The organism is Streptomyces sp. NPDC030862, assembly GCF_055571835.1.
Map to the genome: position 1 here is coordinate 99,450 of NZ_JBVIEN010000013.1, position 13,163 is coordinate 112,612.

Genomic DNA, 13,163 nt, shown 5'->3' on the forward strand with positions numbered 1-13,163 from the left:
GCCGGCAATGGAAGGGTCCGCTGTTCCGCTGGATTTCGCTGGTTTCCGCTAGGTTTCGCTGGTTTCCGCTGGAACATTTCTGCCTTGTCGGCCCGCGTTCTCCCGGGAGGCACGCCGCAGGCACGCGGCCCGGAGCCCGGAGAGGGATCCTGAAACCAGGAGGTTGCCATGGCACGAACACTGGAGTGGCGGGTCCGCCTGGAACTCGCCGAGGACGACGGCACCACGCGGGCGCGGGCGACCGTGGACACGGGGGCGGCGACGCTCACGGGACACGGGACGGCCCGGCGCAACCCCGACGACCCCGACGTTCCCGAGATCGGCGACGAATTGGCGGCGAGCCGGGCGATGAGCGATCTGGCGCGGCAGCTGCTGCGGACGGCGTACCGGGACATCGGCAGGGTGGGCGCGGGGCTGCCGGAGGCCGAGGGGTACGAGGACGTCGGCGGTTACGGGTGGTCGGCGGTCAGCGCGTAGGACGCGGGTAGGGGTCGCTCCCCCGAATGGGCGAGGCCCCGCGCGCGGGTGCACGCTGGAGAGTGACCCAGGAGGTGAGTGTGATGCAGACGATCGTCGGATGGCACGTCGACATCGAGTTCTCCGAGGACGAGGACACCGGCAAGACCAAGGCGTCGTGCCTCGTCAGGCTCCCGGACGGCACGGAGATGCGCGGCCACGGCAGGGCCAAGCGGCACCCGGACGACATGGACCAGCACCGGGTCGGCGAGGAGATCGCGGCGGCACGCGCCCTCAACGAACTGTGCAGGAATCTCATGAAGAAGGCCGGACACGAGATCGAGGAGGTGACGCACATCCCGGCGCACATCGCGATGTGAGCCGCCGAGCCGGCCGCCCCGGAGCCCCGGACCCGCGCGGCCCGGGGCTCCCGCCGCTCCCGCTTCCGTGAGGGCCGTGAACAGCGCCGTGAGCAGGGCCCCAGGCAGCACCCGCCTCGCGGGACCGGGCTCAGCACCCGCCTCGCTGGACCGGGCTCAGCGCCCGCGGGAAAAGCGGGGCTCAGGGCTCGCTCCGACGGGCCGGGCTCTCAGCCGCGCGCCTTCCGCGTCTCGGCCCTGTTCGCCTTGCGGATGGCGTCCAGCAGCTCCGGCTTCGACATGCGCGAGCGGCCCTCGACGCCGAGCTTCTTCGCCAGCTCGTACAGGTGCTCCTTGGAGGCGTGCTCGTCGACGCCCTCGCCGCTGCGCCCGCCCTGCCCGCGCGGGCGCGCCGCCAGGGAGTCCGAAGGCCCCTTGCGGCCGCCCTCCTTGCGCTCCCAGTGGTCGCCCACCTTCTCGTGCGTGTGCTTCAGCGCGCTGAACGCCACCCGGTGCGCGCGCTCGCCCTCGCCGTACTGCTCGACGGCCGAGTCATGGGCCTCCGCCCAGGTGCGCTGCGCGCTCTCCGGTGAGCGTTTCAGTGTCGACGGCATGACCTCTCGTCCCGGCATGACCGCCGCCTCCCTCCCTCGTACGGATAGCGGGTGAAGGACGGGTGTCCGAGAAGTTCCCGGACAAACGACACCGTCAGTGGTCGCCTGGGGTGCGAGCCGGTGGTCCCGGAATGCGGAAATGCGCCCGCGTACCTCCATCGATAATATGATCAATTCTTTTCGTGCTTTCGGCACAAAGCGGCCCGGACATCACTGAGGAGGAATCCCCCACCAGCGAGGAGGGCCGCATGCTGGAGGTCGAGCGTCTGCTGGCCGACTGCCTGGACGACGCACGCACCCAGCCGCTGGGCACCGTGCCGCTCGTCCCCGACGGCCCCGCCTACACGGCGGCCCGCCGCGCGTTCCTGACAGCCGGGCTGCGGGCACTGCGCGAGGACCTGCCGGAGACCGGCTGGGTGCAGGTCAGCGTGGCGCCCGAGCCGTCCGCCTGGCCGCTGCTGTACGGGCGCGTCGTCGAGGCCGCCGACGAGCTCCTCGCCACCGGCCTGGCACGCGACTTCTTCTTCATGCACAAACCACCGGGCCTCCGCGTCCGGTTCCGCGCCTCCGAGGCGTCCCGGGCGGGCGAGTTGCGCGCCGCGCTGGCCCGCCACTTCGAGCGGCGCGACGGCGCCTGGTCGCGGCCGTACGCGGGCGTGTACGAGCCGGAGACGTACCTCTTCGGCGGCCCGCACTCCATGCCGTACCTGCACGGGCTGTTCACCGCCGACTCCCGCGCCTGGCTGGACCTCCACACGGCCGCGCCCGGCGAGGCCGCCCCGCCCGACTGGCGCGTGTCCCTCATCCTCCTGCGCACGGTGCTGGACGCCCTCGGCATCGTCGGCTGGGAGCACCGCGGCGTCTGGCAGGTCGTCCGGGAGGAGACCGGGCGCCGCCTCCCCGACGGGCTGCGCGGCGAGGGCCGGCAGCGCGCCGCCGACGGCATCCGCGCGTACTGGAACGAGACGCCCGACGCGCAGCTCGACGCCCTCCCCAAGGCGTGGCGCGACGTCCTGCGCTCCCACCGGGAGGCGGCGCGCCGGGCGGCGGAGCACTGGCGCGCCGGTTACTTCGAGTCGGGGGAGGCGACGGTCGGCCCGCGCCGGGCGGCCGCCCACCACGTGATCTTCCACTGGAACCGCGGCCGGTTCTCCGTGGCCCGGCAGTGCCTGCTCACCGAGGCACTCGCCGACGCCGACGAGGGGACGGCCTGAGGTGGCCGCGGCACGGGACGCGGCCGGTGCACGGCACGCCGCGGCGCGGCCCCCGGACGCGTCGCAGGCTGCGAACGCGCCGCAGGCCCCGGACGCCCCGCAGGCCCCGCGGGCCCCGGGCGTACGAGAGGAAGCGCCCGGCGCGCCGCGCGTACGGGGCGCGGCAGGCGCGCCGGACCCGGGGGGCGTACGCGACCGGGCCCTCGGCGCCACGGCGCTGCTGCGCGTCGCGGGCATGCCCTGCGACGCCTGGACCGCGGCCGCGAGCCCCGAGCTGTTCGAACGGGTCGTCCGCCAGGCCGACGCCGACGACCGGCGCGCCGAACGCGCCCGCCTGCTCGCCGACCGGCTCGGCACCGACGTGGTGCCGCATCCCGGGCTGACGGGCGCCGACCGCGGCGCCGTCCTGGCCCTGCGGCGGCGGCTGCACTCCGGCGCGGCACCCGGCGCGGCGGACTGCCGCCTCCTGGAGCGCTCGCCGGCCGTCCCCGCCCACCTGGCGGCCGAGGCCCGGGCCCTGCTGCACGCGACCGGCACCGCGGCCGCCGGACTCACGGCACTGGAACAGGCGGTCGCCGCCGAACAGGAACGCATCGCCGTCCAGGCCTGGGACACCGCCCGCTCCAACCCCGTCCTGCGCGCCTTCCTGGCGGCCGCCGCCCCCGGCCTCACCGAGGACGTCGAACGGCGCCTCGCCGAGGGGCAGTCCTGGACCGGCAGGCAACTGCGCAAGCGCACCGCGTACATCTGGCGCGTCCTCGGCCGGGCCGCGGCGAAGACCACGCCCCGCGGCTGGGCGGGCCAGATCGCCGCGCTGCCCGTAACGGCCGCACCGGACGGCAGCTCCCTCCTCGCCCCCGGCACCGCCGCGCTCGGCGCGCTCGCGGCCACCGCCATGGAGAACATCCACCTCGTGCGGACCCGGATCGCGCCCCTGGACCTGCGCGCCGCCGACCCCGGCACCCTGCTCGTGCCCGCGCCCCTGCACTTCACCGAGCCGGCCACCGCACCGGAGGACCCCGCCGGACGGCTGCGCTGCTACGTCGTCGACCCGCGCGAGCCCGGCCGGCTCCGCCAGGTCGTCCTGCGCCGCACCCGCGTCCTGGAGGTGGTGCTGATCCTCCTCGCCGACGGCCCGTGCCCGCTGGGCGAGCTGGAGAAGACGGTCCTGGGCGCCGCCGCGCCGCCCGGCGGTGCGCCGGCCGCAGACCCGGGCGTGCTGCGGGGGTTCCTCCAGCACCTGCTCTCCATGGGCGTCCTCCAGGTCTGTACGGCCCCCCGGCACCGGTACAGCCCCTGGGTCCGGGCCGACGCCGTCACCGTGACCGGCACGCTGCCGCACCCCGACACGCCCGCGGCCACGGACGCCGGCGGCTGGTTCCTCGACGCGTACCGCGCCCTCGGGCCCGGCGCCACCGTGCCCGTACCGGCGGCCGAGCGCGTGTTGCGGGGCCTGCGGATCGCGGCCCGGATCGCCGCCCTGCGCGAGGCCGAAGGCCACCCGGAGGTCCCGCCCCAGGCCCGCCCCGAGATCGCCGCCCTCACCGAACGGCCGCGCCCCGTCAGCGAGATCCTCGCCGACCGGCTCTCCGCGGCCGACGGCCCGCCGCCCGTCCTGCGGCGGTACGGCGGTTGGGCCCCCGCCCGCGACCCCGGGTCCGGCTACGCCCGGCTCCTGGAGCACCTGGACGCCGCCGCCCGCTCCGGCGCCGAACGCGTCGACGTGGACGACGCGCTGCTCGACGCCCTGGGCGCCCCGCGGGGCCGCGACGCCGTGCCGCCCTGGCCCGTCGACTGCCTGCTGCGCCCGCTGCCCCCGCACACGGGCCCCGGCCCCGTGGCCGTCCTGGAGACCGCCTCGGCCGCCGGGGTGCTCGACGCCCGCTTCGCCGACGGACTGCGCACCCTGCACGGCGGGTACGGCAACGCCGACGCCTACCGCGACTTCCTCGCCGCCGTCGAACGCCGCACCGGCGTCCGGTTCGTCGAGCTCCTCGTACCCCCGCTCGCCGAGCGGGCCGCCAACGCCGTCCGCCGCCCCGTGGCGACCACGTGGTGGACCGGCGACCCCGACCCCACGCCGTACTACGGGCCGCTCGGGGCGCACGCGCGCTACCTGCCGCTGGACCGGATCACCGTGCGCCGCAGCGGCCGCCGGATCATCGCCGAGGCCGACGGGCAGCGCATCGTCCCCGTCCACCACGCCACCCGCTCCCCGGTCCCGCCCTACGACGTCCTCGTCCGCATCCTGCTCGCCGCGAGCCACCCGGCCGCCTCCTGGCTCGTCCGCCTGGACGGCCTGGACGCGGCGCTGCCGGACCGGCGCGGGCTGCCCCGGCTGACGGCGGGCGGCGAGCTCGTCCTCTCCCCGGCCACCTGGCGGCTGCGCCGCGCCCACCTGTGGCACCCCGGCGACAGCCTGCTCGCCAAGGTCCGCACCCTCGCCCTGCTGCGCCGCGACACCGCGCTGCCCCGCCACGCGTTCGTCCGTACCGGCCCCGGCGCGAAACCGGTGCCCGTGGACTTCGACTCGCTCACCGCCCTCCACCTCGTGGAGCGGCTCTGCGCCCAACAGGCGGGCGACGAGCTCCTCGTCGAGGAGATGCTCCCCGCGCCGGGAGAGCTGCTGCTGCGCGACCCCCTGCACGGCGGTGCGGCCGTCGCCGCGCAGGCGCTGCTGAGGCTGCCCTGCGACCAGGGCGCCGAACGGCTCGCCGTGGCCGCCGCCGACGCGCTGCTGCGCGGCGACGCACAAGACCTCCCCGGCCCGCCCGCCAGGCGGCCCGCCGGGGTGGACACCACCCAGTGAAAGAGAAGGGAACGTCCCATGCCCAACATCGAACTGGCCGACCTCGACCTGCTCATCGACGACCTCGACGAGCGCATCACCGACAGTGATCTGCCGTCGGCGTCGCCGATGTCCGCGGGCTGCAGCGGTGTGTGCACGATCGTCGTCTGCGCCACCGTGGTCATCTGCGCCTGACCACACGTCACAGGAGCCGCCCGGCCCGTCCGGGCGGCTCCGCCCACGCCACCCCGCCGCCCGCCCGGGAGGAGCCCGATGGCGCACACCACCCACGAGACCGTCCTCGACCTCGCCACCCGGTACCTGGAGAAGTGGATCACCGCTCCCGACGAGGCCGGACACCCCGCCGACCCCGGCATCCCCGTACTGGCGCACCTGTTGCCCGGCACCGACGCTGCCACAGCCGCCGCAGCCGTGGCCGTCTGGGCCAAGTCCGCCGGGCGCGGCCCGTCCCACCCCGCGCTGTACGACGGCGGCCTGGCCGGCACGCTCGTCGGCCTGCGTCTCGGGGCCACGCTCCACCCGGCGCTGCACCGGGCCGCCGACCGGCTGCGCGACCACCTGGCCACCCGCCCCCCGGCGTACCGGACGGAGGGCGTCGCCTTTCCCGACTACGACCTGATCTCAGGCCCCTCCGGCACCCTGCTCGCCCTGTGCGCGGGCGCCGACCCGGCACCCGGTCACATGCGGCCGCTCGCCGCTCACCTGGTGCGCCTGTGCGACGGCGACGAGCTGCCCCGCCTGCGGGCCGGGCAGTACGAGGGCCACCCCCACCTCGCGTGGATGCAGGGCCGCGTCAACACCGGCATGGGCCACGGCGTCGCCGGACTCGCCACCGCCCTCACCGCCGCCCTCCGCCGCCTCGGGCCCGACCCGGAGCTCACCGGCGCGCTCACCCGGGCCACCCGCTGGCTGGCGCGCCAGGCGTACGACGACGAGCGCGCCATCCGCAGCTGGCCCGGTGCCGGGCTGGACGGTGGCCCGCTGCCCGCCGTCCCGAACCGCCGCCAGGCCTGGTGCTACGGCAATCCCGGTGTCGCCTGGGCACTGTGGGACGCGGCCGACGCGCTCGGCGACAAGGAAGCCGCCGACGGGGCCGCCGCGGCCGTCACCACCCTGGCCGAGCGCTACGACACGGAGTTCCACCTCTTCGGCGACACCCCCGGCGACCTGCTCGGCCTGTGCCACGGAGCGGCGGGCGTCCTGGCCGTCGCCGACGCCTTCGACCGCCATGCGCGCGTGCCCGCCGCGGCCGCGCTCAAGGAACGGCTCGTCCACCACCTGGTGGAGCGGCTTCCCGACACGTACGACGACTGGCCGCCGGGCCTGCTGCTCGGCCCGGCCGGGGCGCTGAGCGCCCTGCTCACCGCCGCTCAGGGCGCCTCACGCGCATGGCTGCCCTGCCTCGGGCTGCGCTGACGGATCCCCCGTCGGCGGATCGCCGAGCCCCGCCACCAGCCGCGCCGCATCGTCCCGGAACACCGCGGCGCCGCGCTCCACGCGCCGCTCCCGCTCCGGCCCCGGGCGCACCAGGCGGGCCGTCAGATCGAGTAGCTCCGCGAGGCCGGACGCGTACACGGTCAGGCCCTCGGCCGCCATCCGCCGTACGCCGACGGCACCGTGGCCCGGGATGGGCCGGTAGCCGACCACGGGCACACGGGCGGCCAGCGCCTGGACGGCGGTCTGGCCCGCGGCGTTGTCCACCAGCAGCCGTACGGCCGACATCAGCCCCGGCATGTCGTCCACCCACCCCAGCGCCAGCGCCCCCGGCACGCGCGCCGCGCGCCGCCGGAGCCGTTCGTCGCGCCCGCACAGCAGTACCGGCAGGAAGCCGTGCCCGGCCAGCGCCCCGGCGGTCGCCAGGAGCCCCTTCCCGACGCCCCAGGCCCCGGCCGACAGCAGCACCGGCGGCCGCCCGCCGCCCGCCCGCGCGAGCCGCGCCGCCCACGCCTCCGACCGGGGCGGGCGGTCGAACCCCGGCGGCACCACCGGCCCCGGCGCGGCGGCCGGGCACCCGGTGAGCGCGCGGGCGGTCCGCGCGGCGGTCTCCGAGACGCACAGGAACAGGTCGTTGCCCGGCTCCAGCCACGCCCGGTGCAGCGCGAAATCGGTGACGAACACCGCGCACGGCACCCGCAGCGTGCCGCGCCGCCGCATCCGCCCGGTCACCTGACCCGCCAGGTGGAACGTGGACACGACCACGTCCGGCCGCCAGTCGCGCACCAGCGCGCCCAGCCGCCGCTCGGCCAGCGCGGCCATCGGCGCCACGTCGAGCCGCCCGCGCGCCGGTGCCGCGGCACCCTCCGGAGGACCCGGCGCCAGGAAGGCCGCATAGATCGCCTCGTACAGCCAGGGCGCGTGGCGCACCGTGAACCGGTAGAACGACCGCACCCCCGGCCCGGCGCCCGGCGGCAAGAGCGTCAGCACATCGCGTACGAGGACCTCGTGGCCCGCCGACCGGAGCCGGCGCGCCAGTTCGGCGGCCACCGTGTCGTGGCCCGCGCCCATGCTCGCGCTGAGCACCATGCACCGCCGCCCCATGGGCGCCTCCAGACCTCGGCGCCGGCCTCGTTGCCGGCCGCTTCCATGCTCGTCCGTCCGGGCGCGCGGCGCGGCCCGGGAAGGCGCCGAATCGGCCTGTTCGGGTGGATCTGCGCCGCATCGTGGCGGGCGCGCCCGCTCCCGGGAGACGAACCGGCCGGAAACAGGGACGCTGGAAGGGCACGTTCCCCACACTCCGGAGGATCCAGATGCCCCCGACACCCGCAGGGCAGGTACCCGCAGGGCCGGTCGCGCTCGTCACGGGAGCCTCCTCCGGGATCGGCGAGGCCGTGGCCGACCGTATCGCCGCGGCCGACCGGGGCTGGCGGCTGCTGCTCGGCGGACGGGACGAGGAACGGCTGGACGCGGTGGCCCGCCGCACCGGCGGCACACCGCTCCCGGTCGACCTGGGCGACCGGGCGGGCGTGGAACGGCTCGCGGCCGAGGCCCTGAAGCGGGAGGGCCGCGTCGACGCGCTGGTCGCCGCCGCCGGGGTCGGCTGGGCGGGCCCGTTCGTCGACATGCCGGGCGACGCCATCGACCGGCTCCTGACCGTCAACCTCACCGGCGTGGTGCACCTGGTGCGCCTGGTGCTGCCGGGGATGGTGGAGCGAGGAGCGGGCCGCATCGTCGTGATCGGGTCCATGGCCGGCCGCGTCGGCGTCGCCAACGAGGCCGTGTACGCGACCACGAAAGGCGGCCTGCTCGCCCTCGCCGAGAGCCTGCGCTACGAACTCGCCGGCACGCGCGTACGGGTGACGGTCGTGCTGCCCGGGGCGGTCGACACCCCGTTCTTCGACCGCCGCGGCGTCCCCTACCACCGCGACCACCCGCGACCGGTGCCCCCCGAACGGGTGGCGGACCTCGTGTGGCGGGCCCTCACGCGCGGCACCGACCACGACCTCTACATCCCCGGATGGCTGGCGATGCCCGCCCGGATGCAGGGCGCCGTGCCGGGCTTCTTCCGCGCCATGGCGAAGCGGTTCGGCTGATCCCGTGCTCGCCCTGTCGATCCTCCTGGCGCTGCTCGCGGCGCTCGGCAACGCCGGCGCCTCGGTGCTCCAGCGGCGTGCCGCGGCCGACGTCGGCCCCGGCCCGTCCCGGGCCCGGGGCAGGGGCGGGTGGATGGCGGGCCTCGTGCACCGGCGGGTCTGGGTCTGGGGCGCCGGGCTCCTCGCCGTCTCCGGCGTCCTGCAGGCACTGGCCCTGGCCACCGGACCGCTGTCCATCGTGCAGCCCGTCATGAGCACCGAGCTGATGTTCACGCTCGTCCTCGGCAGCGTGGTCTTCCGCCGCAGCCCCGACACCGCCACCCGCTGGGCCTTCGCCGCCATGGCCGTCGGCCTCGCCGCCTTCCTCGCCCTCGCCGACCCCTCCGGCGGCCGGGACACCGTCCCCCCGGCCGACTGGCTGTGGACCGCCCTCGCGGTCGGCGCCTTCGTGGCCGTGATGATCGGCGTGTCGGTACGGCTGCCGTCCGCGCCGCGCGCCGCCGCCCTCGGCACGGCCACCGCGACCGGCTTCTCCTGCACCGCCGCGCTGCTCAAGGACGCCCTGGGGCGGCTGCCGGACGGGCTCGGCGCGGTCCTCACCACCTGGCAGCCGTACGCCGCCATGGGGGTGGGGCTCGCCAGCTTCCTGCTCCTGCAGGTGACCCTGCGGGCGGGCACCCTGGTGGCGTCCCAGCCCGCGATGACCCTCGGTGACGCGCTGCTGAGCGTGGTCCTCGGGGTGACCCTCTTCGCGGAGAAGGTGCACCTCGGCTGGCGCGTCGGCTTCGAGGTGCTGGCCCTCGCCATCCTCACCGCCGGTTGCGTCCACCTGGCCCGCTCCCCGCTCGTCGCGGAGGACCAGGAGGCCAACGGGCGGTCGAAGTGGTGAGCCCCCGCACGGCCGCCTGGACGGCCCTGACCGCCGCCGCCTGGCACATCGGGCCCGCCGCGACCTGGCTGCCCACGCCCCGCGCGCTGCTGTGGCCGGGGCTCGACGGACGCGGCGACCCGGCGCGCGTCGCGCTCACCTTCGACGACGGCCCCGACCCCGCCAGTACGCCCCGCTTCCTGCACGCCCTGGACGAACTCGGCGTCCGCGCCACCTTCTTCGTCCTGGGGGAGCGGCTGGCACGCCACCCGGACCTCGGGCGGCGGATCGCCGCCGAGGGCCATGAACTGGCCGTCCACGGCTGGCGCCACGACCGCCCCTGGTGGCCCCGGCCGCTGCGCGACGCGCGGGACCTGGCGCGCACCACGGAGCTCGTCACCGAGGCCGCCGGTCAGCGGCCCCTGTGGTACCGGCCCCCGTACGGCGTCCTCACCGGCGGGCGGTGGGCCGCGGCGCGCGCCGCCGGGCTGCGCCCGGTGCTGTGGTCGGCGTGGGGCCGCGACTGGACCGCCGACGCCACCCCCGCCGGCGTCCTCGCCGAGGTGACGAGGACCCTGCGCGGCGGGGGCACGGTCCTGCTCCACGACTCCGACGTGACGAGCGCGCCCGGGTCGTGGCGGGCCGCCCTCGGCGCCCTGCCCGCGCTCGTCGCCGCGTGCCGGGCGCGCGGCCTGACGGTCGGACGGCTCGCCGATCACGGCCTCGCCGACCACGGCCCGGGCCCTTCGGGTCAGGAGCGGCAGACCTCCGGCGCCCGGTCCTCCAGGCCGAGCAGCCGGAAGTAGTTCTGGCCGAGCGCGATCCCGCGGAACGCCGCGTCACCGAGCTCCTTGTTGATCCGGCTCGTCACCTCCAGCTCCTCCTTGTAGACCGCGTAGTCCTTGTCCGCGGACGCCACGAAGTCCGTCCCCGGGATGGCCCGGGTCGGATACGCGTCCAGGAACCGGGCGTACAGCCTGCGCACCCCCGGCTTGCTGAAGTACTGGTCGTCCAGCACCCGCCAGCTGAGGTCCAGCGTCAGGTTCCGGTGTTCGCCCAGGAGCCGCTTCAGGATCGTGATGTGCCACCGCGGGTCCATCGTGGACAGCTCCTTCGACAGACCCATGTGCGCCCACACGATCTTGTTGCGCGGATAGCGGTCCAGCACCCGCTCCAGGAGGTGCAGGTACTTCGTGGGCTCGCGGTCGTTCCCGAGGTCCGCGTGGAGGGTGACGGGGACGCCCCGTTTCTCCATGACGGCCATGAACTCCGCCCACGCGTCGATGTCCTCGGGCGTCGCGGGCTCGTGGTGGTTGTGGAACAGCGCCGCCTTCACCACATTGAGCTCGCCGCTCCAGCGGAACAGTCCCGGGAACTCCTCGTCGTACAGGGCCAGACCCGCGGGGATCCCCTCCGGGTTCGTCACGTCGAAGGAGCTCATCGAAAGCGTCAGACGCGGGTTCTCGGGCTTCGACTCCAGGTAGCTCTCACCGTTGACGACGTCGTTCTTGATGCTGGGCAGCACCGGAGTGCCCGGACAGTCCAGGTAGTACGTGCAGCTCGATCCGACGGGCAGCTTCTGGCCGATGCCGAACACATTGGCGTAGCGCACCCCGCTCTTCCGCAGGTACGCGGTGACCTCGTCGAACGGGATGGCCTTGCCGCCGAAGGGCCGGAAGTGGAGATGACCGTCCACCTGGGAGGTGTACGGCTGCGTCGCGCGGTCGAAGCAGTTCTTGACGGCCGCGGCGGAACCGGCGCCCGCCGGGGAGGCGGCCACGGAGGCGGCGGCCAGGGCGGCGACGGCGACGGCGGCGCGCCTGCCGACGCGCAGCCGCCGTACGGTGTGGGGGGTGTTCATGGGTGACAGGGGATCCTCTCTCGGGCGGTGACCTTGCCGCAGGCATAACCGGCCCGGCCGGACGCGGGCGGCTCCGCCGCGCCGGGACACCCGAACGGATGCCGACAGGCCCCCGGGCCGGACGGGTGACGCCGCCGCGCGTCCGGCCGCGCGTCCGGTCCCGCGGCCCGCCCGGCCTGGCAGGGTGGAGCCGTTAACTCCCAAGCGCCCCCGCCACAGGGGGCTGCTGGGCCGGGTCCCCCGGGGCGGCCGTCGTCGCGCCGGGGGCCTTGCCTTGCCTTGCCCGAGGAGAGGCGTGACGCGCATGGAATCAGAGCCCGGCGCATCGAGTCCGGTGGAGACGTCGGGTTCCGCGGAAGCGTCGAGTCCGGCGGGAGCGGGGGAGTTCGCGGCCCGGGTGGCCGGCGTCCTCAACGACGCGTGCCTGGCCCTGCTCACCAGCGTCGGCCACCAGACCGGGCTCTTCGACATCATGAGCACCCTGCCGCCGGCCACCAGCCGGGCCATCGCCGACGCGGCCGGGCTGCACGAGCGGTACGTACGCGAATGGCTGGGCGGCATGGTCGTGGGCGGCTTCGTCACGTACGACCCCGACGGCGGGACCTACCGCCTGCCGCCCGAGCACGCCGCCTGCCTCACCACGGCGGCGGGTCCCGACAACCTGGCCGGCATGATGCAGTACATCGCGCTGCTCGGCGAGGTCGAGCAGCAGGTCGTCCGCTGCTTCCGCGAGGGCGGCGGCGTACCGTACTCCGCCTACCCGCGCTTCCAGGCCCTCCAGGCCGAGGAGAGCGCCCGCGTGTACGACCGGGCGCTGGTGGACACGATCCTGCCGCTCGCCCCCGGCGTCCTCGACCGGCTCCGGGACGGCATCGACGTCCTCGACGTCGGCACGGGGCAGGGCCACGTGCCCGTGATCCTGGCCCGCGCCTTCCCGCGCAGCCGCGTCCACGGCCTGGACCGCTCGGAGGAGGGCATCGCCGCGGGACGCGCGGAGGCCGGCCGCCTCGGCCTGGACAACGTCCGCCTCACCGTCGGCGACGCCGCGGACCTCCCCGGCACGTACGACCTCGTCACCGCCTTCGACGTCATCCACGACCTGGCCGAACCCGCCCCCGCCCTGGCGGCGATCGCCGGGGCGCTGCGCGCGGGCGGCACGTTCCTGATGGGCGACATCGCCGCCTCCAGCAGGCTGGAGGAGAACATCGGCCACCCCTTCGGCCCCGCCCTCTTCGGCTTCAGCCTCTTCTACTGCATGACCACCTCCCTCGGCACCGGCGGGGCCGGCCTCGGCACGGTGTGGGGCGAGCAGACCGCCCGCCGCATGCTGCGCGAGGCGGGCTTCAGCGAGGTGGAGGTCCGGTCGGTCGAGGGCGATCCGATGAACGTCTACTACGTCGCCCGCACACGGTGACGACCCCGGCGCCCGGGGCGCCGCACGGCCGCCTACGA

At 75.9% G+C, this 13,163-nt stretch carries 13 protein-coding genes; 10 read left to right on the forward strand and 3 right to left on the reverse strand.

All coding sequences use genetic code 11. The features are described from left to right. Positions 1–168: 168 nt before the first annotated feature. Complete coding sequence (locus tag ACZ42X_RS30020) at positions 169–477, forward strand: DUF1876 domain-containing protein (protein ID WP_468296540.1); 309 nt, start codon at positions 169–171, stop codon at positions 475–477. An 83-nt stretch (positions 478–560) separates the two neighbouring features. After that, on the forward strand, positions 561–836 hold the full coding sequence (locus tag ACZ42X_RS30025; RefSeq protein WP_468296543.1) for a DUF1876 domain-containing protein: 276 nt from the start codon (positions 561–563) through the stop codon (positions 834–836). Between the two features lie 209 nt (positions 837–1,045). On the opposite strand, the gene ACZ42X_RS30030 is transcribed toward ACZ42X_RS30025, so the two are convergent. After that, positions 1,046–1,447 (reverse strand): ChaB family protein, encoded by a 402-nt coding sequence (locus ACZ42X_RS30030; protein WP_361425269.1) that lies wholly within the window; start codon positions 1,445–1,447, stop codon positions 1,046–1,048. Positions 1,448–1,611: 164 nt separating this feature from the next. Here ACZ42X_RS30030 and ACZ42X_RS30035 point away from each other — a divergent pair, with 164 nt between their 5' ends. The 4 genes from ACZ42X_RS30035 (at position 1,612) to ACZ42X_RS30050 (ending at position 6,868) form a co-directional block, all read left to right on the forward strand. After that, positions 1,612–2,643 (forward strand): thiopeptide-type bacteriocin biosynthesis protein, encoded by a 1,032-nt coding sequence (locus ACZ42X_RS30035; RefSeq protein ID WP_468296546.1) that lies wholly within the window; start codon positions 1,612–1,614, stop codon positions 2,641–2,643. 1 nt (position 2,644) lies between these two features. Next, positions 2,645–5,452: a lantibiotic dehydratase gene (locus ACZ42X_RS30040; RefSeq protein WP_468296549.1), complete on the forward strand. Its 2,808-nt coding sequence runs from the start codon at positions 2,645–2,647 to the stop codon at positions 5,450–5,452. A gap of 18 nt (positions 5,453–5,470) precedes the next feature. After that, on the forward strand, positions 5,471–5,626 hold the full coding sequence (locus tag ACZ42X_RS30045) for a hypothetical protein (RefSeq protein ID WP_468296552.1): 156 nt from the start codon (positions 5,471–5,473) through the stop codon (positions 5,624–5,626). Between the two features lie 78 nt (positions 5,627–5,704). Then, positions 5,705–6,868, forward strand: coding sequence for a lanthionine synthetase LanC family protein (locus tag ACZ42X_RS30050; protein WP_468296555.1), 1,164 nt, complete (start codon positions 5,705–5,707; stop codon positions 6,866–6,868). Here ACZ42X_RS30050 and ACZ42X_RS30055 read toward each other — a convergent pair. Continuing rightward, complete coding sequence (locus ACZ42X_RS30055) at positions 6,833–7,990, reverse strand: MGDG synthase family glycosyltransferase (protein WP_468296558.1); 1,158 nt, start codon at positions 7,988–7,990, stop codon at positions 6,833–6,835. The genes ACZ42X_RS30050 and ACZ42X_RS30055 overlap by 36 nt on opposite strands. A 209-nt stretch (positions 7,991–8,199) precedes the next feature. On the opposite strand from ACZ42X_RS30055, the gene ACZ42X_RS30060 reads away from it, so the two are divergent. From ACZ42X_RS30060 to ACZ42X_RS30070, 3 genes are read left to right on the forward strand one after another with little or no spacing between them, the layout of a single operon-like run. Then, positions 8,200–8,982 (forward strand): SDR family NAD(P)-dependent oxidoreductase, encoded by a 783-nt coding sequence (locus ACZ42X_RS30060; RefSeq protein WP_468296560.1) that lies wholly within the window; start codon positions 8,200–8,202, stop codon positions 8,980–8,982. A gap of 4 nt (positions 8,983–8,986) precedes the next feature. Continuing rightward, positions 8,987–9,871, forward strand: a complete 885-nt coding sequence (locus ACZ42X_RS30065; protein WP_468296562.1) for a DMT family transporter — start codon at positions 8,987–8,989, stop codon at positions 9,869–9,871. Then, on the forward strand, positions 9,865–10,656 hold the full coding sequence (locus tag ACZ42X_RS30070; RefSeq protein ID WP_468296564.1) for a polysaccharide deacetylase family protein: 792 nt from the start codon (positions 9,865–9,867) through the stop codon (positions 10,654–10,656). The genes ACZ42X_RS30065 and ACZ42X_RS30070 overlap by 7 nt, the downstream gene beginning before the upstream one ends. On the opposite strand, the gene ACZ42X_RS30075 is transcribed toward ACZ42X_RS30070, so the two are convergent. Then, positions 10,602–11,711: an amidohydrolase family protein gene (locus ACZ42X_RS30075; protein ID WP_468296567.1), complete on the reverse strand. Its 1,110-nt coding sequence runs from the start codon at positions 11,709–11,711 to the stop codon at positions 10,602–10,604. The two genes, ACZ42X_RS30070 and ACZ42X_RS30075, sit on opposite strands and share 55 nt — an antisense overlap. A 304-nt stretch (positions 11,712–12,015) precedes the next feature. Here ACZ42X_RS30075 and ACZ42X_RS30080 point away from each other — a divergent pair, with 304 nt between their 5' ends. Continuing rightward, positions 12,016–13,125: a class I SAM-dependent methyltransferase gene (locus ACZ42X_RS30080; protein WP_468296570.1), complete on the forward strand. Its 1,110-nt coding sequence runs from the start codon at positions 12,016–12,018 to the stop codon at positions 13,123–13,125. The last annotated feature ends 38 nt before the right edge of the window (positions 13,126–13,163 follow it).

Excerpts from the sequence above, each read along its gene's own strand:
- ACZ42X_RS30020 (WP_468296540.1), top strand. The coding sequence starts at position 169 with ATGGCACGAACACTGGAGTGGCGGGTCCGCCTGGAACTCGCCGAGGAC.
- ACZ42X_RS30025 (WP_468296543.1), top strand. The coding sequence starts at position 561 with ATGCAGACGATCGTCGGATGGCACGTCGACATCGAGTTCTCCGAGGAC.
- ACZ42X_RS30030 (WP_361425269.1), bottom strand. The coding sequence starts at position 1,447 with ATGCCGGGACGAGAGGTCATGCCGTCGACACTGAAACGCTCACCGGAG.
- ACZ42X_RS30045 (WP_468296552.1), top strand. The coding sequence starts at position 5,471 with ATGCCCAACATCGAACTGGCCGACCTCGACCTGCTCATCGACGACCTC.
- ACZ42X_RS30050 (WP_468296555.1), top strand. The coding sequence starts at position 5,705 with ATGGCGCACACCACCCACGAGACCGTCCTCGACCTCGCCACCCGGTAC.
- ACZ42X_RS30055 (WP_468296558.1), bottom strand. The coding sequence starts at position 7,990 with ATGGGGCGGCGGTGCATGGTGCTCAGCGCGAGCATGGGCGCGGGCCAC.
- ACZ42X_RS30060 (WP_468296560.1), top strand. The coding sequence starts at position 8,200 with ATGCCCCCGACACCCGCAGGGCAGGTACCCGCAGGGCCGGTCGCGCTC.
- ACZ42X_RS30075 (WP_468296567.1), bottom strand. The coding sequence starts at position 11,711 with ATGAACACCCCCCACACCGTACGGCGGCTGCGCGTCGGCAGGCGCGCC.
- ACZ42X_RS30080 (WP_468296570.1), top strand. The coding sequence starts at position 12,016 with ATGGAATCAGAGCCCGGCGCATCGAGTCCGGTGGAGACGTCGGGTTCC.